Origin of the sequence: Halomonas piscis (genome assembly GCF_031886125.1) — a bacterium.
In the GTDB taxonomy this organism is placed as follows: domain Bacteria; phylum Pseudomonadota; class Gammaproteobacteria; order Pseudomonadales; family Halomonadaceae; genus Vreelandella; species Vreelandella piscis.
This window is the reverse complement of the sequence record NZ_CP119391.1, coordinates 2,877,749-2,903,325: the sequence shown is the minus strand read 5'-3', so window position 1 is coordinate 2,903,325 and position 25,577 is coordinate 2,877,749. Positions and strand designations below refer to the sequence as shown.

The following is a 25,577-nucleotide window of genomic DNA, read 5'->3' as shown; positions in this document are numbered from 1 at the left end:
TTACACAACAAAAGATAGATGAGCCTTCACGATTCACCTTGCAATCAAGTCAATACGAGGTGAATCACCGTGACAGTTAGTACCTTCCTGACAGCTCGCCAAGTGGCAGATCGCTTGGCGATTTCCATCCCTACCGTATGGCGCTGGTCACGTGAGCGTTCTGATTTTCCCAAGCCACATCGTATAGGGCCAGCATCCTCACGTTGGCGAGTGGCAGAGCTGGAAACCTGGGAAGCAAGCCAGAATCGGAGGGTTTGCTGATGGTTACCCAAAATCCCATTTCGCCACAATGCTACTCAGACTCAGGAAATGACAAGCACAGCAGCATCGAGGTCGCACTGGCTGAAGCCCTGGCCGCCTATGGCGTGATGCTGACCCCCAGGGCGTCAGGCCGCTTCGAGCGATTCGACGCGCCCGACAAGCCCAAGGGCAACGGCAACGGCTGGTATCGCATCCATGGCCCCCAGGCGGCGAGCTTTGGCATCTGGCATCTGGACGTGTCCGAGGTGGTGACGCTTCACGGCGCCAGCGACCCCGAGGCCGCCACCCAGGCCCGGCTGGACGCCATGCGCGACCGCGAGCGGCAAGAGCATGAGCGCCAGCAGCAAGCGGCCAAGGCTGCCGACAAGGCCCGGCGTTGGTGGGCCGAGGCTGGCCCCGGCGATCCTGGCCACCCCTGGCTGGCTGGCAAGCGGCTACCGCCCTACAACCTTCGCCAGCGCGGCGAGGCGCTGCTGGTGCCGCTGTACTTCGAGGGCGAGCTGGTCAACCTAGAGCGCATCTTTCCCGACGGCAGCAAGCGCCCCCTTAAGGGCGGGCGTGTCAAAGGCGTGGCGAGCCTGATAGGCCACCTGGCTGGCGCTGGGCGCGTGCTGGTGGCCGAGGGCTGGAGTACCGCCGCCGCCTTGCATGAGGCCATGGGCGCGCCTGTGGTGGTGGCCCGCAATGCCGACAACCTGGCCCCCGTGGCGCGGCGCCTTCGCCAACGTATGCCGGCTGAGGTGGGCATTACCGTGTGTGGCGACGATGACCGCCACCTGCCGGCCAAGGGCAAGGCCAACAAGGGCGCGGTTGAGGCCCGCCACGCTGCCCTGGCCATTGGCGGCGACCTGCTGATGCCGCAATTCTGCGACGGCTGCGAGAGCTGCACCGACTTTGCCGACGTGCGCCTGTGCCGGCTGGGAGGTGGCCATGGTGAGTGAGTACCGTGACCTCGATACCTGCGACATGTTCGGGCAGCCGCCAATCCCTAAGCCCGCCCATACCCCGCTGGACGTGTCCCACCTGTCCTATGTGTCCCAACCCAGCAATGACGTGGCTTTTCGCCGGGACACCGCCGGGACACCACCTGTGCCAACGTGTCCCATCACCCGCGAGGTGGACCCCAGCGAGGCCGAACCGGCCAAAGTGAAGGAGCCCAGGCGCCCCACCTTCCTCTGCTACCTGGCCCCCAGCCAATTTGGGCCACCGGGGCTGTATTACCATGGGGAGCGCCAGCCCAAGGGCGACGGGGAGCCCATCCCCTTCGACGTGTGGATATGCAGCCCCATCGAGTGCCTTGCCGCCACGCATGACGAGCGCGGCGATAACCACGGGCTGCTGCTGCGCTTCAAATCCCCGTATGGCCCGTGGCGCCAATGGGCTATGCCCCTGCGGCTGCTGAAAGGCAGCGGCGAGGAGATGCGCGGCGAGCTGCTGGATATGGGCGTTCGTATCAACCCTGACGGCTTCAAGCCGTTGCACCGCTGGGCATTACAATGCCGGCCCTATGAAGTGGTGGTGGCCGCGACCCGTGTGGGCTGGCACAGAGTCGAGGAGGCGCTGGCGTTTGTCATGCCCCGGCGCACCATTGCCCAGGGCGAGCTGGCGCGTCGAATCACCTTCCAGAGCGAGGTGGCCGGACAAGACGAGTACGCCACCGCCGGCAGCCTGGTGAGCTGGCGCGAGAGCATTGGCCGGCTATGCAGCGGCAACCCGCTGATGGTGCTGGCCGTGTCCACTGCCCTGGCCGGGCCGCTACTGCACCTGTGCCACCGGCAGACGGCAGGCATCCATCTGGTGGGCGACAGCAGCAACGGCAAGACGACGTTGCTGGAGGTCGCGTCGAGCGTGTGGGGCGGTCCCGACTTCAAGCGCACCTGGCGTGCCACCGGTAATGGACTGGAAGGCGTGGCCGCCGCCCTGAGCGACACTGCGCTGGTGCTGGACGAGATAGGCGAGGCCGATGGCAAAGAGATCGGCGCCACTGTCTATGCGCTGGGCAACGGCACCGGCAAAGCCCGTGCCAGCCGCAATGGCACTGCCAGGCGACCACAACGCTGGCGCATTGCGGTATTGAGCAGTGGCGAGCGCACCCTGGCCGCCCACATGAGCGAGGCTGGCAAGCGCCCCCATGCCGGGCAGGCCGTCCGACTGCTGGATATACCAGCCAAGCGCCAGCACGGTGCCTTCGATACCCTGCACCACCTGGCCGATGGCCGCGCCTTCGCGGATCACCTGAAAAGCGAGGTGACGCGCCACCATGGCCACCTTGGGCCGGCGTTCATCGAGCGGCTGGTGGCCGAGGAGCGCGACCTGGCCGGCGAGGTGGACCGCTTCGCCCAGGTGGACGGCTTCGCCACGTCCCGCCCGCTGCAAGGCCGGGCCGCCAAGGTGCTGGCGCTGATCGGGCTGGCCGGCGAGCTGGCCACCGAGTACGGGCTGACGGGCTGGCAACCGGGCGAGGCCATGGCCGCCGCTATTGAGGCGTTCCACGCATGGGCCGCCGGGCAGGGCGGCGTCAGGTCCGAACATGAGCAGATATTGGCCAACGTGGCCGGTTTCATCGAGAGACATGGCGATGCCCGATTCAGCAGCGTCGAGAACACTCTGAGCCATTCCCCTATGGTGCGAGATCGGGCCGGCTGGTGGCGTGATGATGCTGAGGGCCGCACCTACCTATTCAGTGGCGAGGGGCTGGCCGAGGCGCTGGGCGGCTTCGACGTGAAGCGCGGCACAGAAGCCTTGGAGGTGGCCGGCTGGATAGTCGAACGCGATGCAGGCGCGCGGTCCGTGCGCGTGCGGATCAATGGTAGCCGGCGCCGCGTCTATGCGATCCGCCCGGCTGAGGCCGAGGAGGGCGATGCATGAGCCTGGACGATGTTTACCGCGCCTTCGCTGGGACACGAATGGGCACCATCAGTCCCGGACCTGTCCCGCCGCAAACCCGCATGGTTGAGCCATTGGGACAGGCGGGACACGTGGGACACCACCAAGAGCAGGTAGAGCAGGTAGAGCAGGTAGAGCAGGGCGAGGCCGGGCCGGCGCATGAGGTCGAGACGCTGCTGGCCGCCCTAGCTGATGCAGGCCGCGACCTTGGGCCGGCGCTGGCGCATCGCCTACGCGTGACGCTGGCGCCCCTGAGCAGGCAGGTACGGGCCGAGTTGGTGGCTATGATAGACGACACCTTTGAGGTGGCTTCTGAGACCGAGGCCGCCCGTCGCAAGGCTCACCGCCTACTGAGTGATTCTGCTACCGTGAAGGACTTCTAGGTGGTTCGGCCGGCCAACCATAAGCCACCGGCTCCCAAGGGCAGCGCAGAACGAATGCCGCGAGTGCAACAGCAAATGACGCACCATAGCCACTGTAACCCGGCCGAGTTCGTCCGGCAGGCTATTGAGCAAGAGCTGGCGCTGTAGCGGCCTGATGAATGGTCCGAGCTCTTGGAAGGATTGGTGGTTGAGTGACGGCAACAACCAAGGGCGCCCCAGGCTGGGCGCCTTTGCCGTGACGGGCGTCTGATGATTTTTCGACCAGTACGCGCGGGTGGCCAGCACATCACTGCTGGCCTAAGCTGCTGAGGGAACAAGCTTTGCTCCTACCGATTACATTGCTGAGGATCACCTTGAGGCCTTGTCCTTTCAGTCAGTCGCAGAAAAGCTATCAGCCGCTTCCATGGCCACGCCTAACAGATTGCTCTCTTGGCCTATGAGTGCTGAACCGGCGTGAGAGAGGTGACCTGGATCACGAAAGATGTTTGTGTCACTGATAGCTGCTGAACATTTATTTCCATCGCACATGTGGTCTGATAGTTCTACTACGGCCATGTTGATCTCTGTGTTATGGAGAAATTGGGTGACGCTTTTATGCTCTGAGCTGGTTTCATTATAAGAGAAGTCACAGCTAATTTCTTCCCCTTTACTGTTGGTGAAAACAAGGCTGCCAATAACGCAGCGGGCAAGGTTGTCGCCGGTCCTGGGGGGCGGGGAGATGAAGACAGGTTTTTTGCCAAGACTTCTGATGTAGTTAGCCGTTTCGTTCAGTTTTTCCATTACTAAGGATTCGGTTGCTGGATATAGTTTTCCGGAACCGTCATAAGTTTTGTTGAATATTATGCCCATTGGAGACGACATGATTACATAGTCAACATCTATACTTTCTTTGAGCCACTCCTTGACTTGGTTGTTGAAGTCGATGCACCCCGCAGACCATGAAGGGCCATATTTGTGGTTCGTAAGCGCCAAGTCGAAGATGGGGGCGCACACAGATTTCGTAAACTGAATAAAGTCGACTTCTTTCGAGGCCTGGCTAGAGGTCAATGCCTGCATTAAATGCATGGCATAGCTATCCCCCCAAACCATGACCGAGGGTTTTTCTCCTGTGCGGCAATCTGGCGATAGAGTGAATGATCCTTCGCAGGTGCTACTGAGCCCATGATTGACCTTTGTCATTTTAGCCGAATCAAGCTGAGAGAAGCTGAGCCCAGAAGGGGCAGACCGATCTGGTAGGCCGCCATTGAACCAGCCCAGTCCGCCGACGATACCGACCGCCAAACAACCGGAAGCTGCAGCAGAGAGAACCTGTGGCCTTGGTAGTTTAAGATATTTCCGTGTTGGTACTTCGATAAGAAGCCAGGTCAGCCAGGCCAATGCGAACGTCACTGCTATTAAGAGCCAGAAGGCCGAATCAGGCACGCCCTCGAAGAGGCGGATTCGGGCAAAGGCAAATAACGGCTGGTGCCAGAGATAGGCGCTATAGCTGATCAGGCCAATACCGACCAGTAAACGCACGCCGAGTAGGCGGCCGACCAAGGTGTTGCGATTGGAGGCGAGGATTATAAGTGCAGTGCCGAGGACGGGGATCAGGGTCCACAGGCTCGGGAAGGGGGTGGCCTCGTCGAAAGCGACAATGGAGTAGAGGATCAGGGTCAGACCAAGCAAACCAGCGACTTCGCGCAGCGGTCCTTCCAATGGTGAACTGGCATTATCTCCGGAGCGCAGCCGTTGCAGGTAAATGGCCACTAGGGCTCCTAAGCCGAGCTCCCAGGCACGTGTAGGCAGAAGGTAGAAGTTAGCCGATGGGTGCGCAGAGGAGGCCCAGTGCGCGAGGCCAAGGCTGGCTAACGCACCCAGGCTGATGATGCTGAACAGTAACTTGGGAACGAAGCGGTAAAGTGCGAGCAGTAGCGGCGGATAGAGGATGTAGAATTGCTCCTCGACTGCCAGCGACCAAGTATGCAGCAATGGCTTGAGCTCGGCTGCGCCAGCAAAGTAACCGCTCTCGCGCCAGAAGAGGATGTTGGAGGTGAAGGTGGCCACCCCGACCAGGCTCTGGCTGAAGTCCTTGAACTCGTTGGGCAGCATCCAAAGCCAGGCGAAGGGAATGCAGGCGAGCGACACTACGAATAAGGCTGGGAGGATGCGCCTGGCACGACGTTCGTAGAAGCGCCACATGGAGAAGCGACCTTGGGCCATCTCTTGGTAGATGATGGTGGTGATCAGATAGCCGCTGATGACAAAGAAGATGTCAACGCCGACGAAGCCTCCAGAGAAGGCCGAGAAACCGGCGTGGAAGAGGATCACGGGCAGCACTGCAATGGCTCGGAGGCCATCAACTTCAGGGCGGTATTGCATGGAAGGTCCCTTTCCTGGGGCGATGAGGAGCGAATGGAGCCGATTAGGCTGAGTATGGTAGGGGGTTCGCTCCCCTAAGTTAAGCCTAGTGAGGGCGCAGTATGGCTTCTTTGCCTGCGTCTGTGGACTGAGGGCGCCCAAGCCCCCGTGAGTAGAGCGCTGATGTCTGGGCATCAGCCTCCCCAATCAAACGGGATGGCTTGCATGGTCGGCGCGAGGCTGAGTGTCCCACTTCCCGAGAGAGGGGGGGGCGAGAAACAAGAAAAATCGGGAAAACAGGGACATTGTTCGGGGAGTCTCTCGGCTGTTATGGCCCGCCCAGCTTAGTTCTCGGAATCGAACCGGCGTCCCTGGCAAGGAATCGAAAGCACCGGCCAGGGCTGCCTTCTGCCAGGATGTTGAAGAATGATGAATCGCGCGCACCTGCCTACAGGCATCGAACAGGGCGCCAGGGTAGCGTTTTGGGGATGGCTAATGGGATGGCCAATAAACGAAAAAAGCACCCGTAGGTGCTTGATTCGCTTACTTAAGTGGTGGAGGCGGCGGGAATTGAACCCGCGTCCGCCGATACTCGCCCATTGGCTCTACATGCTTAGATTTCGTCTTTTGCTTTAGCGCGACTGACTCCGACGATCAGGATTCAGCCACGCGAGTCTTCAAAGGTTTAACAGCTGACGTGAAGACGCCGCCAACTGCGATCCTGTCAGTTTTAGCTCGTATCTCCGCAGCCATGAACAGGCACATGGCCTTGGAGCCGGGCAAGAAGCTAGCAGTTTTTACGCTGCCAGCGCGCCCTGAGCGTAGTTTTCGTCGTTTGCGACTATTTTTCGTGATGTTGGATTTACGAGATACATCACGCTCTCGGCATGCACCGCAGGGGTTGTCATCGGCGTCGAGACCATGTCGCCCCCTTAGCGTGTGAGCATTCTAACGTGCTCACCCCTCATTGACCAGCTATCCTTTATTTTGTTCCCGCATGATACGACCTTTTTGCCGCTGCCAGTCGCGGGCTTTTTCGGTGGCGCGCTTGTCGTGCTGCTTCTTGCCGCTGACCAGGGCCAGCTCGCACTTTACCAGATTACGCTTCCAGTACAGCTTGAGCGGCACGCAGGTGTGCCCCTTGTCCTGGATCCGGGAGAAAATCTTGGCAATTTCCTTGCGATGAAGGAGCAGCTTGCGGGAGCGCGTGGGGTCAGCCGTCTCATGGGTACTGATAGTATCCAGCGGCATGATATGGCTGCCCAGCAGCCAGGCTTCGCCCCGGCGCACCAGAATATAGGTATCGGTAAGCTGGGCCTTGCCTGCGCGCAGGCTTTTGACTTCCCAGCCGGCCAGCGCAAGCCCGGCTTCAAAGGTCTCGTTGATGTGGTATTCGAAGCGCGCCTTTTTATTCTGGGCAATCACGCTGCTGCCCGGGCCCTTCTTGGTTTTTCCCTTCTTCGTGGCCATATCACCTCATCATTGATCTGTGGATTGCCCTTCGTGAATGGAAAAGGCGTGGTACCATTCATGGAAAATTGCCCCAATGATACGCCTTGGGCACAGTGAAGTCAGCGGAGAGGTCAATGCCAACCGTGAATCGTTCCGCCCTGGTGCGGCATACTCCCCAGCAAATGTTTGAGCTGGTGAACGACTTTGAGCAATACCCGCAGTTTTTACCCGGCTGCCGTCGTGCCCGGCTGTTGGAGCGTGATGAAACTCACCTGGTGGGGGAAATGACGCTTGGGCGAGCCGGTGTCGAGCAGACCATTACCACGCGCAACGACCTTTATACGCCCGAGCGAATTGAAATGTCGTTGGTGAAAGGGCCGTTCAAGCGTCTCAAGGGACGTTGGCTTTTCACCCCCGTGGATGACACGACGTGCCGGGTCAGTCTGGAGATGGAGTTCGAATTTGCCAACCGCCTGCTGAGCATGGCGTTTGGCAAGCTTTTCGAGCAGATTGCCGTTCAGCTGGTGGACTCCTTCACCCGACGTGCCGATGAGCTTTATGGCCAATGACAGATCTGGTGCAGGCTTGACGATAGGGGCTCGGGACAAGAATTGCGGGAAAGGAGAGAGGCGTGAGCAGTGCGGACCATTCATTAACCGTTGAAGTAGCGTTTGCCCGGCCGGAGAAGCAACGCCTGGTGAGCCTGGGGGTCACGCCGGGTACAACCGCCGCCCAGGCGGTGGCTCGGGCAGATTTGCCCGCCCTGTTTCCGGAAGTCCCCGCCGAGATGTTTCAACGGCTGGATGTAGGCATTTTCGGCAAGGTGCTGCGCGAGCCGGCGGGCTACCGGCTGCGCGAAGGGGATCGCGTGGAGCTTTATCGCCCTCTGCTCATTGATCCCAAGGCTGCCCGATTGGCGCGGGCCAAGCGCCAGCGGCGTTGAGCTAGCGCCGCGGCGTACTGGCAGGGCCAGCCTCCGGCGCTGAAACACCGGTGCTTTCCTCGGGCATCGCCTTCAGGGGGTCAGCGCCTTCACTAGCGCCGGGTGCCGTGTTGATGTCCAGCGGCAGATCCTTGGCAATATTGCCATCTTTTTCAATATTGACCAGCTGTCCGGTGTCATCGAAGGTGAGCGTGAGGCGCCGAGTTTCAACGCCGCTATAGGCCTTGTCCAGCTGGAAGACGTAGTCCCACTCCCTGGCGTCAAACGGGGCCTCCAGCAGAGGGCGTCCCATGACTTGGGTAACCTGGCGCTGGCTCATGCCGGGACGCAGCTGCTGGACCATTTCCTGGGTGATCAGGTTGCCCTGGGGGATATCGCGCTTGTACACACCAAAGGTGCTGCAACCGCTGACGGTGGCCAAGGTAACGGAAAGAGCGATGATTCTCGTCAGTTTTTGCATTTGCGCCTGTTCTTCACTATCGTGGTTTTGGTCGATCATACCCGACCTAACCTGTTACTGCGAAGAGTGACCATGGCCGATCAGAATCATGAGCTGCGTAAAGCCGGGTTAAAAGTGACCCTGCCGCGGGTAAAAATCCTGCAGATTCTCGAACAAGCTTCGGGCAAGGATCATCTGAGCGCCGAAGAAGTCTACAAGACCCTGATTGATGCAGGTGAGGATGTGGGGTTGGCCACCGTGTATCGGGTGTTGACTCAATTCGAGTCGGCTGGCCTTGTGATACGGCATAATTTCGACGGCGGGCATGCGCTGTTCGAGATGGCCCAGGAAGAGCACCATGACCACATCGTTTGCCTGGAAAGCGGGGAAATTTTCGAGTTCGTGGACAAGGTAATCGAGCGTCGCCAGCAGGAGATCGCCGAGGAGCACGACTTCGAGCTCGTGGACCATGCGCTTGTATTGTACGTGCGCCCGCGCAATTCGGAAGCGACTCGTCGAGAAGGCAGCGCGCAGCCCAAGGGCGTGGCGCCCAAAAAGTAGCGCAAGCGCTATCAACGGTTTTCACCACGACGGCAGGCCAGCGCCTGCCGTTTTTTTGTTAAAGCTTCTGCTCGCTCACGGCGTCCCACAGGGCCTGCAGGCGCGGGCGCTTCAGGCGTCGGCCAAGCACACAGAGCCCAACGTCATAATGGGGAAGCTCGGGCTTGACGCTGAGAATCTGGACGCGGGCGGCCAGGGGACTGTTATCCAGCACGATCTGTGGTACTACGCCCACGCCAAACCCCAGGCCAACCATGCTGACAATCGCCTCGTGGCCGGCCACTTGAGCGTAAATGTGGGGGGAGACGCCGAGTGCCTTGAACCAGGTATCGGCGTACTCCCGCGACAGGCCGGCCTCGGAAAGGATCATGGGCACACGGTGCCACTGCGCAGGGGTCGAGCTTTCCGGGGCTTGTGGAAGCCAGTCCAGCGGCGCATTGGGCGCAATAAACACCAGCGGTGAGCGGGTCAGCGATTTGAATGACAGCGCCGGCGGTGGTGTGCGCGGTCTCGGCGTGATGGCCATGTCATCATCGCCGGATAGTACTCGACCCATGGCCTCGGCCGGATCACCGGTGCGTAGCTTGAGTTCAATGCCCGGGTGCCGGGCGCGAAAGTCGCTGAGTAGGGCGTAGAGAAAGCTGTAGCTTGCGGTCACCGAGCAGTAAATGCTGATGGCACCGGTCAGCTGGGTAGCGTCATCGGCCAGGGTGCGCTGGATGTTGTCCCATTGCTCAAGGGTGTCGCGAGCATAGCGCTGGAATATAAGGCCTTGTCGGGTCAACGTTACGTGGCGGTTATCGCGCTCGAAGAGCGTGGCCGAGAGTCTCTCTTCGAGCTGTTGGATCGCGCGGCTGAGCGTCGAGGGGCTGATATGGCAGAGCTCGCTGGCGCGACCAAAGTGCAGGGTGTCAGTCAGGGCCATGAAATAGTGTAGCGAGCGAAAGTCCATGATGTCTCCAGCGTTGCCATAACTGCAATACTGCATTGCAAATATAGCGTTTTACGCAATAAGCGGGATGACGTAAAGTCTATTCATGTCGCATGGCGCACCCTGGTGCCTGCGATGCCCGGGGTGGCTGATAGCGCTGACACGTGTCGTTGCGCTAGCGCTTTCTCTGTCCATTCTGTTTCTGCCTATACTGCTGTGGAGCTTTAGCTATGCGCGTTTATTACGATAAAGACTGCGATCTGTCCCTGATTCAGGCCAAGAAGGTTGCGATTATCGGCTATGGATCTCAGGGCCACGCTCACGCCAACAACCTGAAGGAGTCCGGCGTGGATGTGACTGTGGCACTGCGTGAAGGCTCTTCCTCTGCCGCCAAGGCTGAGGCCGCAGGGTTGAAAGTCGCCACCGTCGCGGAAGCGTGCAAGGTCGCTGACGTGGCCATGGTGCTGGCGCCGGACGAGAACCAGAAGGCTATCTATGAAAATGAGATGGCGCCTAACTTGAAAGAGGGCGCGACGCTGGCTTTTGCGCATGGGTTTAACGTTCACTATAACCAGATCGAGGCGCGCAAGGATCTTGACGTGGTCATGATCGCGCCCAAGGCGCCGGGGCATACCGTGCGCAGCGAGTTCGTCCGCGGAGGCGGCATTCCCGATCTGGTGGCAGTGCACCAGAACGCTTCAGGCAGTGCCAAGGAGCTTGCGCTGTCCTACGCTGCAGGTATTGGCGGTGGTCGCAGCGGCATCATCGAGACCACCTTCCAGGATGAGACCGAAACGGACCTGTTCGGCGAGCAGGCTGTACTTTGCGGCGGTACCGTTGAACTGGTCCGGGCCGGTTTCGAGACGCTGACCGAAGCCGGCTACGCGCCGGAAATGGCCTATTTCGAATGCCTCCATGAGCTCAAGCTGATCGTAGACCTGATGTATGAAGGCGGCGTGGCCAACATGAACTACTCTATCTCCAACAACGCGGAGTACGGTGAGTACGTGACTGGCCCGAAGATCATCAACGAGCAGTCCAGAGCCGCCATGCGCAGCGCCTTGAAGGACATTCAGACGGGCGAATACGCCAAGATGTTCATCAACGAAGGCGAGACCAACTATCCGTCGATGACCGCACGCCGCCGTCTCAACGCCGAGCACGAGATGGAAACAGTCGGGGCTAAGTTGCGCGGCATGATGCCCTGGATTGCCGCTAATCAGCTGGTCGACAAAGAGAAAAATTAAGTCGGCAGCCTAGAGAGCGTTAACAATTGATGGTGAGCGCTGATCCGGTCCATTATGGAAATTTTTGAGCATAGATATGGTTCGGTTACTTCTACGCGATGATCAATGGCATCGAATTGAGCCCCTTCTTCACGGCAAGGCTTCAGACCGTGGGGTAACAGCCAAGGACAACCGGCTATTCGTCGAAGCCGTCCTCTGGATTGCCCGGACAGGCGCTCCCTGGCGCGACCTACCCGACGCGTTCGGACGTTGGCACACGGTTTACATGCGCTATAACCGTTGGGCCAGGAAAGGCGTATGGCAACAGATTTTCGACACGTTAGCCGATGATCCCGACATGGAGCAGCTGATGATCGATGGCAGTATTGTCAGAGTCCATCAGCAGGGAGCGGCAAAAAAACCACCCAGCACATAGAAGCCATGGGCAAGTCCCGAGGGGGCTTGAGTACCAAAATCCATGCCGCTGTCGATGCGTTGGGCAACCCCGTACGGCTGCTTCTCACCCCGGGACAAGCATCGGAATATCGTGCTGCTCCCGCGTTACTGGAAGGCTTTTCTCCGCAAGCGGTGCTGGGTGACAAGGGATATGATTCGATGGCTTTACGAGCCACCATTCAGGCCGTGGGGGCAAAGCCGGTGATTCCTCCCAAAAGGAATCGCCGGGCACGCATCGAAGTCGATTGGCACTGCTATCAGGATCGCAATCTGGTAGAAAGATTTTTTCAGAAAATCAAGAAATTCAGGCGGTTGTCTACACGTTATGAGCGACTGGCAAGGAATTACCAGTCACTACTCTGCCTTGTATCAGCCGTTATATGGCTGGCCTAATTGTTAACGCTCTCTAGGTGATGGAGCAGCCAGGCGCTGCTCTGTACTGCTATAAAGCGCGTACGATTGACATCGTACGCGCTTTTTGTTTTTCACCATCCGGGCGTTGAGGCCTTGCCTGTGGTGGTTGTAGTGCCACCATGTAGAATGCAGGGCGTATCGCAGCGATTTGCTTTCAGGCCGCGACCCCCGTGAATTGGAATGCCATCCACGACTCAAGGTAATTGCTATGACTCAGGATAACCGCGACGTAACGTCATCCTCGACATCGTCGCATGAGACGCAGGCGGATATCCGCCGCAATGAAGACATGGCAGCCACCTTCATGCGTGAGACGGAGGTGGTCGAAGAGTCCATGGTCGAGGGGGAAAAGGTGCGCCGCAAGGGTATCTACCTGTTGCCCAATCTTTTTACGACATCGGCGCTTTTTTCCGGTTTTTTTGCCGTTGTGGCCGGTATCAACGGAGATTTTTCCGCAGCGGCCATCGCTATATTCATTGCCATGGTGCTTGATGGGCTGGACGGGCGTGTAGCGCGCATGACGAATACGCAAAGCGAGTTTGGGGCGGAATATGACAGCCTGGCCGATATGCTCTCGTTCGGCATGGCGCCGGCGCTGGTAGCTTTCACCTGGATTTTGCAGGATATCGGCAAGCCCGGCTGGATCGTGGCGTTTCTCTACGTCGCCTGCGCTGCCTTGCGGCTGGCGCGCTTCAACGTCCAGATCGGCAGCGTGGATAAGAGGTGGTTTATTGGTTTGCCCAGCCCCTCGGCGGCGGCGCTGGTGGCGGCAAGCGTGTGGACCTTCAACAGTTTTGATGCCAACGAATTCGGCTTCAAACTGTTGATGCTTGGCGTGGTTGCTGCGGCCGGCATCTTGATGGTGAGCAATATTCGCTATTACAGCTTCAAGGATATCGACTTCAAGAAGCCGGTGCCGTTTGTCGTGTTGCTAGCCGTGGTGCTGGGCTTTGTAATGATTTCCGTCGAGCCCTCGGCCATGCTGCTGCTGCTTTTTGGTGCCTACGTGATTTCCGGGCCGCTGCAGGCCGTTTTACGCAAGGTCAAACGGCGGCATTAATTTCTTGGCTAAACCCTTGCCAAGCAGCTTTTAAGATCCTACAGTACGCATCCGCTGCCGACGACGCCAAGCCGTCACCGGCGGCGAAAGGCCCCAAAAGGCCGGTGGTCTCAACGAGTTACGCTATTCGAAACAATCGCCGTTGACAGCCGCTCAAAGGCGTGTAGAATACGCCCTCCTCGCCGCAAAAAGCGAGACGCTCTTTAACAAGTTGATCAGGTAATTCATGTGGGCGCTTGCCTGGGTGGGTGACAAATCACCTATCATCAAGGCAAGCGACTCGTCAGAGACCTTCGGGTCTCGTTTGAGACGTTTGATACCTTGAGCCAAGTTTGGTCCGCTTAACGGACTATATGATTGAAACCGAAGAGTTTGATCATGGCTCAGATTGAACGCTGGCGGCAGGCTTAACACATGCAAGTCGAGCGGAAACGACAGGAGCTTGCTCCTGGGCGTCGAGCGGCGGACGGGTGAGTAACGCATAGGAATCTGCCCGGTGGTGGGGGATAACCCGGGGAAACTCGGGCTAATACCGCATACGTCCTACGGGAGAAAGGGGGCTCAGGCTCCCGCCATCGGATGAGCCTATGTCGGATTAGCCAGCTGGTGGGGTAACGGCTCACCAGGGCGACGATCCGTAGCTGGTTTGAGAGGATGATCAGCCACACCGGGACTGAGACACGGCCCGGACTCCTACGGGAGGCAGCAGTGGGGAATATTGGACAATGGGCGAAAGCCTGATCCAGCCATGCCGCGTGTGTGAAGAAGGCCCTCGGGTTGTAAAGCACTTTCAGTGAGGAAGAAGGCCTGGCGGCTAATACCCGCCAGGAACGACATCACTCACAGAAGAAGCACCGGCTAACTCCGTGCCAGCAGCCGCGGTAATACGGAGGGTGCAAGCGTTAATCGGAATTACTGGGCGTAAAGCGCGCGTAGGCGGCGCGATCAGCCGGTTGTGAAAGCCCCGGGCTCAACCTGGGAATGGCATCCGGAACTGTCGCGCTAGAGTGCAGGAGAGGAAGGTGGAATTCCCGGTGTAGCGGTGAAATGCGTAGATATCGGGAGGAATACCAGTGGCGAAGGCGGCCTTCTGGACTGACACTGACGCTGAGGGGCGAAAGCATGGGTAGCAAACAGGATTAGATACCCTGGTAGTCCATGCCGTAAACGATGTCGACCAGCCGTTGGGGTCCTTGAGACCCTTGTGGCGAAGTTAACGCGATAAGTCGACCGCCTGGGGAGTACGGCCGCAAGGTTAAAACTCAAATGAATTGACGGGGGCCCGCACAAGCGGTGGAGCATGTGGTTTAATTCGATGCAACGCGAAGAACCTTACCTACCCTTGACATCCTGCGAACCCGAGAGAGATCTCGGGGTGCCTTCGGGAACGCAGTGACAGGTGCTGCATGGCTGTCGTCAGCTCGTGTTGTGAAATGTTGGGTTAAGTCCCGTAACGAGCGAAACCCTCGTCCCTCTTTGCCAGCGATTCGGTCGGGAACTCCAGGGAGACTGCCGGTGACAAACCGGAGGAAGGTGGGGACGACGTCAAGTCATCATGGCCCTCACGGGTAGGGCTACACACGTGCTACAATGGCCGGCACAAAGGGCGGCGAGCTCGCGAGAGTCAGCGAATCCCGTAAAGCCGGTCTCAGTCCGGATCGGAGTCTGCAACTCGACTCCGTGAAGTCGGAATCGCTAGTAATCGTGCATCAGAATGGCACGGTGAATACGTTCCCGGGCCTTGTACACACCGCCCGTCACACCATGGAAGTGGACTGCACCAGAAGTGGTTAGCCTAACTTCGGAAGGCGATCACCACGGTGTGGTTCATGACTGGGGTGAAGTCGTAACAAGGTAGCCGTAGGGGAACCTGCGGCTGGATCACCTCCTTAACCGATGCGTCATCCGCTCGGCAAGTGCCCACAATGAATTGCCTGATCGCTGTGCCCCTGAGCAGTCATAAGCTCCGTGAACCGTCACGACGCTTATGACTGCTTTCAGGCAGTGCTCTTTAACAAGATATATCATGCTGACAAAACGATCTTCGCAAGAAGATTATGTGATACGTCTCAAGCGTATCCGGCAATCGTTGTCATTGCGACACCGACCCCTTGGGGTTATAGGGTCAAGCAATGAAGCGCACACGGTGGATGCCTTGGCAGCCAGAGGCGACGAAAGACGTGGCAGCCTGCGATAAGCGTCGGCGAGGTGGCAAACAACCTTTGACCCGGCGATCTCTGAATGGGGCAACCCACTCACCACAAGGTGAGTATCGTCTCCTGAATCCATAGGGAGACGAGGCGAACCGGGGGAACTGAAACATCTCAGTACCCCGAGGAAAAGACATCAACCGAGATTCCCCCAGTAGCGGCGAGCGAACGGGGAGCAGCCCTTAAGCGCGTGAACGACTAGACGAAGGCCCTGGGAAGGGCCGCCATAGTGGGTGACAGCCCCGTAGTCGAAAGTCCGATCGCGTGAAATCGAGTAGGTCGGGGCACGTGTAACCCTGACTGAAGACGGGGGGACCATCCTCCAAGGCTAAATACTCCTGGCTGACCGATAGTGAACCAGTACCGTGAGGGAAAGGCGAAAAGAACCCCAGTGAGGGGAGTGAAACAGATCCTGAAACCGTGTGCGTACAAGCAGTGGGAGCCGACTCGTTCGGTGACCGCGTACCTTTTGTATAATGGGTCAGCGACTTATTTTCCGTAGCGAGCTTAACCGATTAGGGGAGGCGTAGCGAAAGCGAGTCTTAACCGGGCGACAAGTTGCGGGGAATAGACCCGAAACCGGGCGATCTACCCATGGCCAGAGTGAAGGTTGAGTAACATCAACTGGAGGCTCGAACCCACGTATGTTGAAAAATGCGGGGATGAGCTGTGGGTCGGAGTGAAAGGCTAATCAAGCCCGGAGATAGCTGGTTCTCCTCGAAAGCTATTTAGGTAGCGCCTCACGTATCACCACCGGGGGTAGAGCACTGTTTCGGCTAGGGGGTCATCCCGACTTACCAACCCGAGGCAAACTCCGAATACCGGTGAGTGCCAGCGTGGGAGACACACAGTGGGTGCTAACGTCCATTGTGGAAAGGGCAACAACCCAGACCGTCAGCTAAGGTCCCCAAATCCTGATTGAGTGGGAAACGATGTGGGAAGGTTTAGACAGCCAGGAGGTTGGCTTAGAAGCAGCCATCCTTGAAAGAAAGCGTAATAGCTCACTGGTCGAATCGGCCTGCGCGGAAGATGTAACGGGGCTAAATCAGGTACCGAAGCTACGGACGTATCCTCCGGGATACGTGGTAGAGGAGCGTCGTGTAAGCCGATGAAGGTGGATTGAAAAGTCTGCTGGAGGTATCACGAGTGCGAATGCTGACATGAGTAACGATAAAGGGCGTGAAAAACGCCCTCGCCGGAAGACCAAGGGTTTCTGTTCGACGCTAATCGGAGCAGAGTGAGTCGGCCCCTAAGGCGAGGCCGAAAGGCGTAGTCGATGGGAAACGGGTCAATATTCCCGTACCTCACAGTATTGCGACGGGGGGACGAAGAAGGCTAGGTGAGCCGGGCGACGGTCGTCCCGGTAAAAGTCCGTAGGCCGAACCATCAGGGAAATCCGGTGGTTCAAGGCCGAGAGACGAGACGAACAGCCCACGGGCTGGAAGTCATCGATGCCACGCTTCCAGGAAAAGCCTCTAAGCCTCAGATACGGTGAGACCGTACCCCAAACCAACACAGGTGGTCAGGGTGAGAATCCCCAGGCGCTTGAGAAAACTCGGGTGAAGGAACTAGGCAAAATGGTGCCGTAACTTCGGGAGAAGGCACGCCGCCGGTACGTGAAGTCCCTCGCGGACGGAGCGGAAGGCGGTCGAAGATACCAGGTGGCTACAACTGTTTACTAAAAACACAGCACTCTGCCAACGCGCAAGCGGACGTATAGGGTGTGACGCCTGCCCGGTGCCGGAAGGTTAAGTGATGGCGTTAGCTCCGGCGAAGCGCTTGATCGAAGCCCCGGTAAACGGCGGCCGTAACTATAACGGTCCTAAGGTAGCGAAATTCCTTGTCGGGTAAGTTCCGACCTGCACGAATGGCGTAATGATGGCCACGCTGTCTCCACCCGAGACTCAGTGAAATTGAAATCGCCGTGAAGATGCGGTGTACCCGCGGCCAGACGGAAAGACCCCGTGAACCTTTACTATAGCTTCACACTGGACGCCGATGTTGCTTGTGTAGGATAGCTGGGAGGCCTGGAACCCCGGTCGCCAGACCGGGGGGAGCCACCCTTGAAATACCAGCCTGGCATCATTGGCGTTCTCACTCCGATCCGTGATCCGGATCGAGGACCGTGTGTGGTGGGTAGTTTGACTGGGGCGGTCTCCTCCCAAAGCGTAACGGAGGAGCACGAAGGTACCCTCAGCACGGTTGGACATCGTGCAGTGAGTGCAAGAGCACAAGGGTGCTTGACTGCGAGACAGACACGTCGAGCAGGTGCGAAAGCAGGTTCTAGTGATCCGGTGGTTCTGTATGGAAGGGCCATCGCTCAACGGATAAAAGGTACTCCGGGGATAACAGGCTGATACCGCCCAAGAGTTCACATCGACGGCGGTGTTTGGCACCTCGATGTCGGCTCATCACATCCTGGGGCTGAAGTCGGTCCCAAGGGTATGGCTGTTCGCCATTTAAAGTGGTACGCGAGCTGGGTTTAGAACGTCGTGAGACAGTTCGGTCCCTATCTGCCGTGGGCGTCGGATGTTTGAGAAGGGCTGCTCCTAGTACGAGAGGACCGGAGTGGACGCACCTCTGGTGTTCCGGTTGTCACGCCAGTGGCACTGCCGGGTAGCTAAGTGCGGACGGGATAACCGCTGAAAGCATCTAAGCGGGAAGCCCCCTTCAAGATGAGACATCCCCGAGGCCGTGAGCCTCCTGAAGGGCCCAGCAAGACGAGCTGGTTGATAGGCCGGGTGTGGAAGCGCTGCAAGGCGTTGAGCTAACCGGTACTAATGCGCCCGTGAGGCTTGACCCTATAACGCCCAAGGGGTCGGGTCGCGACAACGATGAGACAGTAAAGTCGTCGGATACGACACGAGACGATCACCCTCGGCATGATATGTCACCGGTTACGCCTGACGGCCATAGCGAGCGGGAACCACCTGATCCCATGCCGAACTCAGCAGTGAAACCGCTCAGCGCCGATGGTAGTGTGGGGCCTCCCCATGCGAGAGTAGGACATCGTCAGGCACTTAACACAGAGAACCTGGCCCCGCGCCGGGTTTTTTGTGTGTGCGAAAGGAAAGGCTGTGCAGGTAATATGAAAGCGTCAGGGGCGGCATGACGCTTCAGGCGCGCTCTGTTATCTTTCGAGACAGGTTCCCCAAACGGATTGTTTTAACGCCCGAAAGGAGTAGCAGGTCATGAAAGCAACGATGAGACAGCTGGCAGTCGTGCTGGGTATCTTGATGATGGCGGGCGGTCTGGCAGCCTGCGAAGAGCAGGGTCCGGCAGAGGAAGCCGGCGAAAGCATCGATGAAAGCATGGAAAGCGCCGGGGAAAGCCTGGAAGAAGCGGGAGACGAGATTCAAAGTTCGGCAGAGGATGCGGCCGAATAACGAGCTCCCCAGCGGCTTTATACCTCGTCGTGGTGGAAAGAAAGCGTTAAGAGAAAGTATCGAAGGGAAAAGCCGCTCATAGAGCGGCTTTTTTGTATTTTGGCAACGGCCGGCTTGTCTGCACGTTGGTGCGAGCCTGGCAGCGGAGTGTGATATGCGCCTGAATCATAAGAGCAGCCTGTTGCTGATCGTTGACCTGCAGGCCGGCTTGCTGCCGGTAGTGGACGGCGGGATGCAAGCGGTATGCGAGGCTGGCTGGCTGGCCGGCGTAGCAGATCTGGTGGGCGTGCCGGTCTGGGTAACGGAGCAGGCGCCGGAAAAAATCGGCTCAAGCGCACCCGAGCTGCTGGAGGCGCTGGGTGAATACGAGCTTTTCCACAAGCAGCACTTTAGCGCCATGGAGGAGGCGAGCTTTTGCGATGCGCTGACGGCAGCGAAGGTGTCGCAAATCGTGATCTGCGGTAGCGAGGCGCACGTGTGCGTACTGCAAACCGCGCTGGGGCTGCTGGCAGCAGGTTACCGTGTGTACTGGCTGAGCGAGGCATCGGCAAGCCGGCGACCGGAGGAGGCTCGGCTTGCCAGGGAGCGTGCGGTTACCGGCGGCGCGGTAAGTATCACGGCGGACATGGCCGCCTATGAGTGGCTTGAGCGCTGCGATACGCCGATCTTCAGGCAGGCGCACCGGCAGTTTTTGAAGCATCGCTCGGCGCGGCCGCTGACGTTTTTCTAGCCGCGGGGCTATAACCTCAGGGGCGATCCCGCTCGCGTCGATTAAACACCAGGGTATCGCCCTCTGACGCCGCCGCGTCAAAGCCGTAACCGGCGACGCTGAAGTCCTTGAGCCCCTCTACGTCATCCAGCCGCTCGCGAATCATCCAGGCGCTCATCAGTCCCCGTGCCTTCTTGGCGTAAAAGCTGATGATCTTGTAGCGGCCGTTTTTCTCGTCTTTGAACACCGGCGTGACGATCCGGGCATCAAGGGCCTGATGGTCCACGGCCTTGAAGTACTCGTTGGAGGCCAGGTTGACCAGTACCTTCGAGCCGCTTTGGGCAATGGCTTCATCCAGCGCCTGGGTGACAGTGGGCTTCCAGAACGCATAGAGGTCCTTGCCTGCCGGATTGGCCAGCTTGGTGCCCATTTCCAGGCGATAGGGTTGAATGAGATCCAGCGGGCGCAGCAGCCCGTAAAGCCCCGAGAGGATGCGCAGGTGCGACTGGGCAAAGCGATTGTCGGCATCGCTGAAGCTGGCCGCCGCCAGGCCGGCATATACGTCGCCCTGAAACGCCTGGGCTGCCGGCTTGGCGTTATCCGGGGTAAAGGGAGTTTGCCATTGGCCAAAACGCGCCGCGTTGAGGCCGGCGAGCTTGTCGCTTATGCTCATCAGCTCGCTGAGCTGATGCGGCGAATATTCGCGCAGGATGTCGATCAGCGTCTGGCTGTGTTCGAGAAAGTCGGGCTGGGTGTATTCGGCGGTGGTGGCCGGGGTGTCAAAGTCCAGCTTCTTGGCAGGGGAGACAACGCTTAGCATGGGTACTCCGTGAACCGTTGAAGAAAGCATCAAACGCTTGGCGCTATGCTATCAGGCCTTGGCCCGGCCCGGGGCTATTAACCTGATAGCGGCGGTGGACGGGCAATAAATGCCGGGGGTTGAGTCCTTGTCGTGCCCGGCGTATGCTTGCCAGCCCGTTGGCCGGCCAAGCGCCGGCCCATGGCAGATATAGGGTAGCCGCACGCCCCTTGTTGGCGGGCTTTTCCGGGTTCAACTTGAAGGCAAGGTGGTTCGCCATGCAGCAGGCATCATCTTTGTTTACGCGTCTTGAATATCGTTTGGCCGCCAGGCTGTTCCATACTCGCTGGCTGCTGCCGCGCTCAAAGCGCACCCAGCAACTGACGCTCAGGCTGTTCAAACACTGTGCCGAGGCCGGCCATCCGGATGCGCTCTCGGTGTATGGCCACATGCTGTTCCACCGCAGCGCCTCGCCCCAGGACAAGGCTCGCGGTGCCCGCTATGTAGTAGAAGCCGCGCACGCCGGCGATCTCAAGGCCCAGTATCAGGTGGCGCGCATCTACGAATACGGCTGCGCGCAGTATCCGCGGCGGGACGAGTACGCCGTGACCTGGTACGCCCGGGCGGCCAAGGCCGGCCATTACCTTGCCGCCGAGCGGCTGATGCAGGCGTATCGGGAGGGTGATCTGGGTCTTGCGGTGGATCCCGAACAGGCACAATATTGGCAGCAGCTGGCCGAGGACTCGCTGGCGGCCGGGGCTGCGTAAGCCCGAGGGGCTTGCCATCCCTTTCTCCCCATCACGCGCTTCACAGGATGCCAATGCCCGTGACCGAGACGCTACCGACACTGCTGGATATCGAAGCGTCCGGCTTCGGGCGCGGCAGCTATCCGATCGAGGTGGGCATTGCCCGCAGCGACGGCAGCCGCTGCGCGCTGCTGATTCGTCCCCAGCAGGAGTGGACCCACTGGGATACCAAGGCCGAGCAACTCCACGGCATTTCGCGCGCGCGCCTTGAGCGCGAAGGCCAGTCGGTGCGCCAGGTCGCCGGCTGGCTCAACGACGAGCTCGGCGGTCTTGGCAAGGTATACAGCGACAGCTGGGGATTTGATAACACCTGGCTTGCGCTGCTGTTTCACCATGCCGGCATGCTGCCGGCATTTCGTCTGGAGGCGCTGCACCTGCTGCTCAGCGAGGCCCAGCTGGCTCTGTGGAACCAGACTCGGGAGGCGCTGATGGCCGAGCGCGGCATCCAGCGCCATCGCGCCGGCGACGACGCTCGCCTGCTGCAGCTGACCTACGCCTATACCCTCAGACTCACGACGGCTCGCTGATCGCCAGCAGCATCTTGCCCGCGTTGGCGTTGTCGGCCATGCAGGCGTGGGCGGCATCGACCTGCTCGATCGGCCAGCAGCGGTCGACCCGGGCGCTGATCTCGCCGCTTTCCAGGCGAGGCCAGACGTGGGCGTATAGCGCCTGCATGATATCGCCCTTGGCTGCCGACGCCTTGGCGCGCAGGGTCGAGCCCATCAGGCGCTGGCGCTTCATCAGCATTCGCCCCATATCCAGCTCGGCGTGTCGCCCGCCCATCAGGCCGATAAGTACCAGCCGCCCGTCGGCGTTGAGCACGCGCTGATTGTCGGCGAGATAACTCGCGCCTACCGGATCCAGAATCATATCGGCGCCGCCCCAGGCTTTTACCGCCTCAACGAAGCTGCCGTCGTGGCGGTTGAAGCCGGCGTCGGCGCCCAGCGCGGCGCAGGCATCCAGCTTGGCCTGGCTGCCGGCGGTGACAAAGCAGGGATGGCCGAAAACCCGGCACAGCTGGATCGCCGCCTGGCCCACGCTGCTGGCCCCGGCGTGGAGGAGTGCGCGCTCGCCGAACTTCAGCCGGCCTTCCATGAAGAGGTTGAGCCAGGCAGTGGCAAATACCTCGGGCAGCCCGGCGCCGTCGCGCAGGGAGAGCCCCTGGGGCAGCGGCAGCGCCTGGCGAGCGTCGACGTTGACGTACTCTGCGTAGCCGCCGCCGGCCAGCAGCGCGCAGACCTCATGGCCGGGGGTGAGCGAATCGACATTGACGCCGACGCCGGTGACCGTACCGCTGACTTCAAGGCCGGGGATGTCGGTAACGCCCGGCGGCGGCGGGTAATTGCCTTCGCGCTGCATCAGATCAGCGCGGTTGATGCCGGCGTAGGCGACGCGGATCTGCACCTCTTCCGGGCCGGGCGGGTCGAGGTCGGGCACTGACTGCCAGCGACTCTGCTGCTGGCTGAAGGTGACGGCGTACATGAAAATCTCCTTATGAGCGAGGGCTCAGCCTTGCAGCCGGCCTTCCAGGGCGTCAAGCAGCGTCGTGGGCGCGTCGGCGTCGAGCAGCATCGCGCGGGTCGCAGCGTTCAAAAAGCCGTGGCCGGCGGTCGCGTCGAGAAAGGTCAGCAGCGGGGTATAAAAGTCTTCGACGTTGAGCACGCCGAGCGGCTTGTCGTGCAGGCCCAGATAGTTCCAGGTCCAGATCTCGAACAGCTCCTCGAGCGTGCCGATGCCGCCAGGGAGCGCCATGAACGCATCGGCGTGGGCGGCCATGGTGGCCTTGCGCTCGTGCATGTCGCGCACCCGAACAAGTTTGGTCAGGCCGAAGTGGGCCTGCTCGCGCTCCACCAGGTGGTCGGGCATGACGCCGATCACCTCGCCGCCGGCGTCAAGCGCGGCGTTGGCCAGCTCCCCCATCAGGCCGATGCGCGCGCCGCCGTAGACCAGCGTATGCCCGCGCTGAGCGATAGCGGTGCCTAGCGTGATCGCCGCCTGGCGAAAGGCGGGATGGTTGCCTGGGCGGGAGCCAAGATAAGCGCAAAAACGTGCCATGCCGGGATCCTTGTGGTAACAGTCGTTTGAGTAGGTAAAGAGGCGCAAGCTCAGGGCAGGCAGCGATCCAGCTGATAGGTATCGTCCAGCCACTGGCCGATGGCGTTGTAGCTGCCCAGATGGTGAGCGTACTGGGTGTGCAGGCAGCGCACCTGGTCCCAGTTGCTGATGCCGCCCACGCCGCGCTCGGTGAGCACTCGAGTATAGCCGCGGCGGCCGACCTCGGCCTTTTGCGCCTCGCTCATCCACGACCAGCGCTCGGCCACGTAGTCGCGATGGCTCTGGTGATAGGCGGCGAGAAAGTCGGCGTCTTCCTGGAGCCGCTGCTCCAGCTGCTTGATCACGCCGGCGGCTTCCAGGTGCGAGATTTCCACTTTCAGCTGCGCGCTGCACAGCCAGTAGAGCGTGGGAAACGGCGCGTCGTTGACCATCGGCGCCATGCGCAGGGCAAGCGGCGTGCCTTCGCCGTCCACCGCGGCAATGGCCTCGAGGCCGCGGGGCGCGCGCCCCAGCTGGCAGGTAATGATATCAAGCTCGGACGCCGAGGGGGCGTGCGCAGTTCGGATCAGCATGGCGGTATCTCTTGCGGGGCGTATGGGTGAAGCGTGACTGTTGGGCTACTCGCCGGGCCCGGCAAGCGGCGCTAGCCGGGCGTATCCGGCAGAATCTTGTTGGAGCGGCCCACGGCGCGGAAGAAGCAGCGATTGAGCTGGGCGGGCGTGGCCACATAGCCCCAGTGGTGTTCGCAGTGCTCGGCGGCCCGGGCGATCAGTACGTCGTAGAGCCGGTTGAACGGCGCATCATAGTCGTAGGGGTCGTCGTCGGCCAGAGAGATATGCGGATAGTCGGCAAAGCGTGCCATGAAGTAGCGCTCCAGTTCGGCTTCCATGGCGCGGTGCTGGGCCGTGTTCTCCGGATCCAGCCACAGGTTGTAACGAATGGCCATAGGCATGGCTCCTGAGCGTTGTTGGCTCCTCGGGTTGCCCGGTGCCGGTCGCCGCGGCATGCTGCGGGCACGAGGGGTCTCCCATGGTGACGCCTGTCGAGTGATCCAGGCATCAGCGATACACAACAGAGAGGGTTAACATGGCGTTTGATTTTGCCACGCCGGTGGAGCGGCGCTGCCCCGACGGCGGCTGGTCGTCGAAAAAATGGCATCGCTACGGTGACGATGTGCTACCGCTTTGGGTCGCGGATATGGATTTTCGTTCGCCGCCGGCGGTGATCGACGCGCTCGAGCGGCGCGTGGCGCACGGCGTTTACGGCTATGCCCAGGTGCCCGAGGGGCTGAAAGCAGCGCTGTGCGCCTGGAGCCGTCACCACTACGGCTGGGCCATCGATCCCCGGTGGCAGCAGTGGCTGCCCGGCGTGGTGCCGGCGCTGCACCTGGCGAGCCTGGCGCTGACCCGTCCCGGCGACGGCGTTCTGACCGTCACCCCTATCTATCCGCCGTTTTTGAGCGTGGCTCGGCATACCGGCAGGCTTGCCCAGCAGGCGGCGCTGGCTCCGCCGAAAGCACCCGACGCCGGCTGGCGGCTGGACCTCGAGGCCCTGGAAGCCGCCATTACCCCGGAAACTCGGCTGCTGCTGTGGTGCCAGCCGCACAACCCCACCGGCCGCGTCTGGCGCGACAATGAGCTTGCCGGACTCGCCGACCTGGCGGTGCGCCACGATCTGTACGTGGTCTCCGACGAGCTTCACTGCGATCTGCTGCTCGACGAAGGCGCGCGCCACCGGCCGCTGGCGGCCGCTTACCCCGAGCTTGCTGCGCGAACCGTCACCCTTTGGGCGCCGTCCAAGACCTTCAACCTGGCGGGGCTGTCCACGGCCTGCGCGGTGATCCCCGATCCGGCGCTGCGCAAACGCTTCAGCGCGGCAGCAGCGGGGCTGGTGCCCGACTGCAACGTGCTGGGCCTGGCCGCGGCCGAGGCCGCCTATGCCAGGGGCGAGCCCTGGCGCCAGGCGCTGCTCGAGACCCTGCGCGGCCATCGTGCGCGGCTCGAGGAGTACGTCGCCCGCTGGCCGGGAGTGAGCATGAGCCCGCCGGAGTCCACCTACCTTGCCTGGCTGGACATGCGCGAGGCGGGGCTAGGAGACAGTCCCCAGCAGGCGCTACTGGAAAAGGCCGGAGTGGCGCTTTCCGACGGCGCGGATTTCGGCTCTCCCGGCTTTGCGCGCCTCAATTTTGGTACCACGGCCGCCCAGCTAACTGCGGCTCTGGAGCGCATGGACGCGCTGCTCAGGGGCTGAGGCGCGGCGT

Annotated in this window: 24 protein-coding genes, 3 rRNA genes and 1 other RNA gene; 18 read left to right on the top strand and 10 right to left on the bottom strand. The window is 60.4% G+C overall.

Features of this window, described 5'->3' with window-relative positions; translation table 11 throughout:
* The first annotated feature begins 69 nt into the window (after positions 1–69).
* The 4 genes from P1P91_RS15190 to P1P91_RS13665 all read left to right on the top strand — a co-directional run bounded on the left by P1P91_RS15190 (position 70) and on the right by P1P91_RS13665 (position 3,530).
* Positions 70–261 carry a helix-turn-helix transcriptional regulator gene (locus tag P1P91_RS15190; protein WP_407650546.1) on the top strand — a complete coding sequence of 64 codons (192 nt, stop codon included), beginning with the start codon at positions 70–72 and terminating at the stop codon, positions 259–261.
* Positions 261–1,202 carry a toprim domain-containing protein gene (locus P1P91_RS13675; protein ID WP_311883315.1) on the top strand — a complete coding sequence of 314 codons (942 nt, stop codon included), beginning with the start codon at positions 261–263 and terminating at the stop codon, positions 1,200–1,202. The genes P1P91_RS15190 and P1P91_RS13675 overlap by 1 nt, the downstream gene beginning before the upstream one ends.
* A gap of 148 nt (positions 1,203–1,350) precedes the next feature.
* A complete protein-coding gene (locus P1P91_RS13670; RefSeq protein ID WP_311883314.1) occupies positions 1,351–3,129 on the top strand; it encodes a DUF927 domain-containing protein in 1,779 nt (592 codons plus the stop codon).
* On the top strand, positions 3,126–3,530 hold the full coding sequence (locus P1P91_RS13665; RefSeq protein ID WP_311883313.1) for a hypothetical protein: 405 nt from the start codon (positions 3,126–3,128) through the stop codon (positions 3,528–3,530). The genes P1P91_RS13670 and P1P91_RS13665 overlap by 4 nt, the downstream gene beginning before the upstream one ends.
* Before the next feature lie 369 nt (positions 3,531–3,899).
* On the opposite strand, the gene P1P91_RS13660 is transcribed toward P1P91_RS13665, so the two are convergent.
* The 3 genes from P1P91_RS13660 to smpB form a co-directional block, all read right to left on the bottom strand.
* Positions 3,900–5,891 carry an acyltransferase family protein gene (locus P1P91_RS13660; protein WP_311883312.1) on the bottom strand — a complete coding sequence of 664 codons (1,992 nt, stop codon included), beginning with the start codon at positions 5,889–5,891 and terminating at the stop codon, positions 3,900–3,902.
* 531 nt (positions 5,892–6,422) lie between these two features.
* Positions 6,423–6,802, bottom strand: a transfer-messenger RNA (tmRNA) gene (ssrA, locus tag P1P91_RS13655).
* 43 nt (positions 6,803–6,845) lie between these two features.
* Positions 6,846–7,340: an SsrA-binding protein SmpB gene (gene smpB, locus P1P91_RS13650; RefSeq protein ID WP_311883310.1), complete on the bottom strand. Its 495-nt coding sequence runs from the start codon at positions 7,338–7,340 to the stop codon at positions 6,846–6,848.
* Positions 7,341–7,456: 116 nt separating this feature from the next.
* Between smpB and P1P91_RS13645 the strand changes: the two genes are divergently transcribed.
* Positions 7,457–7,891, top strand: coding sequence for a type II toxin-antitoxin system RatA family toxin (locus tag P1P91_RS13645; protein ID WP_311883308.1), 435 nt, complete (start codon positions 7,457–7,459; stop codon positions 7,889–7,891).
* Positions 7,892–7,953: 62 nt separating this feature from the next.
* Positions 7,954–8,265, top strand: a complete 312-nt coding sequence (locus tag P1P91_RS13640; protein WP_311883307.1) for an RnfH family protein — start codon at positions 7,954–7,956, stop codon at positions 8,263–8,265.
* Between the two features lies 1 nt (position 8,266).
* On the opposite strand, the gene P1P91_RS13635 is transcribed toward P1P91_RS13640, so the two are convergent.
* The gene (locus P1P91_RS13635) at positions 8,267–8,764 is read right to left on the bottom strand and encodes an outer membrane protein assembly factor BamE (protein WP_311883306.1); all 498 of its coding nucleotides are present in this window, start codon (positions 8,762–8,764) and stop codon (positions 8,267–8,269) included.
* A gap of 33 nt (positions 8,765–8,797) precedes the next feature.
* Here P1P91_RS13635 and fur point away from each other — a divergent pair, with 33 nt between their 5' ends.
* Positions 8,798–9,265, top strand: a complete 468-nt coding sequence (gene fur, locus P1P91_RS13630; protein ID WP_311883305.1) for a ferric iron uptake transcriptional regulator — start codon at positions 8,798–8,800, stop codon at positions 9,263–9,265.
* A 58-nt stretch (positions 9,266–9,323) separates the two neighbouring features.
* Here fur and ilvY read toward each other — a convergent pair whose 3' ends face one another.
* On the bottom strand, positions 9,324–10,217 hold the full coding sequence (gene ilvY, locus P1P91_RS13625; protein WP_311883303.1) for an HTH-type transcriptional activator IlvY: 894 nt from the start codon (positions 10,215–10,217) through the stop codon (positions 9,324–9,326).
* 209 nt (positions 10,218–10,426) lie between these two features.
* Between ilvY and ilvC the strand changes: the two genes are divergently transcribed.
* The 8 genes from ilvC (at position 10,427) to P1P91_RS13585 (ending at position 19,678) form a co-directional block, all read left to right on the top strand.
* On the top strand, positions 10,427–11,443 hold the full coding sequence (gene ilvC / locus P1P91_RS13620) for a ketol-acid reductoisomerase (protein WP_311883302.1): 1,017 nt from the start codon (positions 10,427–10,429) through the stop codon (positions 11,441–11,443).
* Between the two features lie 76 nt (positions 11,444–11,519).
* Positions 11,520–12,271, top strand: a protein-coding gene (locus P1P91_RS13615; RefSeq protein WP_311883299.1) for an IS5 family transposase whose coding sequence is annotated in 2 segments (ribosomal slippage) — positions 11,520–11,852 and positions 11,855–12,271 — 750 coding nt in all. Because the reading frame shifts where the segments join, the coding sequence is not laid out codon by codon here.
* Between the two features lie 310 nt (positions 12,272–12,581).
* Positions 12,582–13,352, top strand: coding sequence for a CDP-diacylglycerol--serine O-phosphatidyltransferase (gene pssA, locus P1P91_RS13610; RefSeq protein ID WP_407650621.1), 771 nt, complete (start codon positions 12,582–12,584; stop codon positions 13,350–13,352).
* 360 nt (positions 13,353–13,712) lie between these two features.
* A 16S ribosomal RNA gene (locus P1P91_RS13605) occupies positions 13,713–15,244 on the top strand.
* 231 nt (positions 15,245–15,475) lie between these two features.
* Positions 15,476–18,365, top strand: a 23S ribosomal RNA gene (locus P1P91_RS13600).
* A 99-nt stretch (positions 18,366–18,464) separates the two neighbouring features.
* Positions 18,465–18,580 (top strand): 5S ribosomal RNA (rrf, locus tag P1P91_RS13595).
* The 16S, 23S and 5S rRNA genes sit together here, the layout of an rRNA operon.
* 173 nt (positions 18,581–18,753) lie before the next feature.
* A complete protein-coding gene (locus P1P91_RS13590; protein WP_311883297.1) occupies positions 18,754–18,948 on the top strand; it encodes a hypothetical protein in 195 nt (64 codons plus the stop codon).
* 154 nt (positions 18,949–19,102) lie between these two features.
* Positions 19,103–19,678 carry an isochorismatase family protein gene (locus tag P1P91_RS13585; protein ID WP_311883295.1) on the top strand — a complete coding sequence of 192 codons (576 nt, stop codon included), beginning with the start codon at positions 19,103–19,105 and terminating at the stop codon, positions 19,676–19,678.
* A gap of 16 nt (positions 19,679–19,694) precedes the next feature.
* Here the strand turns inward: P1P91_RS13585 and yaaA are convergent, their stop codons facing one another.
* Positions 19,695–20,477: a peroxide stress protein YaaA gene (yaaA, locus tag P1P91_RS13580; RefSeq protein WP_311883294.1), complete on the bottom strand. Its 783-nt coding sequence runs from the start codon at positions 20,475–20,477 to the stop codon at positions 19,695–19,697.
* A 257-nt stretch (positions 20,478–20,734) separates the two neighbouring features.
* Here yaaA and P1P91_RS13575 point away from each other — a divergent pair, with 257 nt between their 5' ends.
* Positions 20,735–21,223, top strand: a complete 489-nt coding sequence (locus P1P91_RS13575) for a tetratricopeptide repeat protein (protein WP_311883293.1) — start codon at positions 20,735–20,737, stop codon at positions 21,221–21,223.
* 59 nt (positions 21,224–21,282) lie between these two features.
* Complete coding sequence (locus P1P91_RS13570; RefSeq protein ID WP_311883291.1) at positions 21,283–21,789, top strand: 3'-5' exonuclease; 507 nt, start codon at positions 21,283–21,285, stop codon at positions 21,787–21,789.
* Here the strand turns inward: P1P91_RS13570 and P1P91_RS13565 are convergent.
* The 4 genes from P1P91_RS13565 to P1P91_RS13550 all read right to left on the bottom strand — a co-directional run bounded on the left by P1P91_RS13565 (position 21,773) and on the right by P1P91_RS13550 (position 24,263).
* Positions 21,773–22,744, bottom strand: a complete 972-nt coding sequence (locus tag P1P91_RS13565; RefSeq protein WP_311883289.1) for an NAD(P)H-quinone oxidoreductase — start codon at positions 22,742–22,744, stop codon at positions 21,773–21,775. The genes P1P91_RS13570 and P1P91_RS13565 overlap by 17 nt on opposite strands.
* Positions 22,745–22,768: 24 nt before the next feature.
* On the bottom strand, positions 22,769–23,317 hold the full coding sequence (locus P1P91_RS13560; protein WP_311883287.1) for an LOG family protein: 549 nt from the start codon (positions 23,315–23,317) through the stop codon (positions 22,769–22,771).
* A 50-nt stretch (positions 23,318–23,367) separates the two neighbouring features.
* Positions 23,368–23,889, bottom strand: coding sequence for a DUF501 domain-containing protein (locus P1P91_RS13555; RefSeq protein ID WP_311883286.1), 522 nt, complete (start codon positions 23,887–23,889; stop codon positions 23,368–23,370).
* Between the two features lie 71 nt (positions 23,890–23,960).
* Complete coding sequence (locus P1P91_RS13550) at positions 23,961–24,263, bottom strand: hypothetical protein (RefSeq protein WP_311883285.1); 303 nt, start codon at positions 24,261–24,263, stop codon at positions 23,961–23,963.
* Between the two features lie 140 nt (positions 24,264–24,403).
* Between P1P91_RS13550 and P1P91_RS13545 the strand changes: the two genes are divergently transcribed.
* Positions 24,404–25,567, top strand: coding sequence for a MalY/PatB family protein (locus P1P91_RS13545; protein WP_311883283.1), 1,164 nt, complete (start codon positions 24,404–24,406; stop codon positions 25,565–25,567).
* Positions 25,568–25,577 lie beyond the last annotated feature (10 nt).

Excerpts from the sequence above, each read along its gene's own strand:
- P1P91_RS13590 (WP_311883297.1), top strand. The coding sequence starts at position 18,754 with ATGAAAGCAACGATGAGACAGCTGGCAGTCGTGCTGGGTATCTTGATG.
- smpB (WP_311883310.1), bottom strand. The coding sequence starts at position 7,340 with ATGGCCACGAAGAAGGGAAAAACCAAGAAGGGCCCGGGCAGCAGCGTG.
- P1P91_RS13675 (WP_311883315.1), top strand. The coding sequence starts at position 261 with ATGGTTACCCAAAATCCCATTTCGCCACAATGCTACTCAGACTCAGGA.
- ilvY (WP_311883303.1), bottom strand. The coding sequence starts at position 10,217 with ATGGACTTTCGCTCGCTACACTATTTCATGGCCCTGACTGACACCCTG.
- P1P91_RS13565 (WP_311883289.1), bottom strand. The coding sequence starts at position 22,744 with ATGTACGCCGTCACCTTCAGCCAGCAGCAGAGTCGCTGGCAGTCAGTG.
- P1P91_RS13545 (WP_311883283.1), top strand. The coding sequence starts at position 24,404 with ATGGCGTTTGATTTTGCCACGCCGGTGGAGCGGCGCTGCCCCGACGGC.
- yaaA (WP_311883294.1), bottom strand. The coding sequence starts at position 20,477 with ATGCTAAGCGTTGTCTCCCCTGCCAAGAAGCTGGACTTTGACACCCCG.
- fur (WP_311883305.1), top strand. The coding sequence starts at position 8,798 with ATGGCCGATCAGAATCATGAGCTGCGTAAAGCCGGGTTAAAAGTGACC.
- P1P91_RS13665 (WP_311883313.1), top strand. The coding sequence starts at position 3,126 with ATGAGCCTGGACGATGTTTACCGCGCCTTCGCTGGGACACGAATGGGC.
- P1P91_RS13645 (WP_311883308.1), top strand. The coding sequence starts at position 7,457 with ATGCCAACCGTGAATCGTTCCGCCCTGGTGCGGCATACTCCCCAGCAA.
- P1P91_RS13560 (WP_311883287.1), bottom strand. The coding sequence starts at position 23,317 with ATGGCACGTTTTTGCGCTTATCTTGGCTCCCGCCCAGGCAACCATCCC.
- P1P91_RS13660 (WP_311883312.1), bottom strand. The coding sequence starts at position 5,891 with ATGCAATACCGCCCTGAAGTTGATGGCCTCCGAGCCATTGCAGTGCTG.
- P1P91_RS13635 (WP_311883306.1), bottom strand. The coding sequence starts at position 8,764 with ATGATCGACCAAAACCACGATAGTGAAGAACAGGCGCAAATGCAAAAA.
- ilvC (WP_311883302.1), top strand. The coding sequence starts at position 10,427 with ATGCGCGTTTATTACGATAAAGACTGCGATCTGTCCCTGATTCAGGCC.
- P1P91_RS13585 (WP_311883295.1), top strand. The coding sequence starts at position 19,103 with ATGCGCCTGAATCATAAGAGCAGCCTGTTGCTGATCGTTGACCTGCAG.
- P1P91_RS13575 (WP_311883293.1), top strand. The coding sequence starts at position 20,735 with ATGCAGCAGGCATCATCTTTGTTTACGCGTCTTGAATATCGTTTGGCC.
- pssA (WP_407650621.1), top strand. The coding sequence starts at position 12,582 with ATGGCAGCCACCTTCATGCGTGAGACGGAGGTGGTCGAAGAGTCCATG.
- P1P91_RS13555 (WP_311883286.1), bottom strand. The coding sequence starts at position 23,889 with ATGCTGATCCGAACTGCGCACGCCCCCTCGGCGTCCGAGCTTGATATC.
- P1P91_RS13550 (WP_311883285.1), bottom strand. The coding sequence starts at position 24,263 with ATGGCCATTCGTTACAACCTGTGGCTGGATCCGGAGAACACGGCCCAG.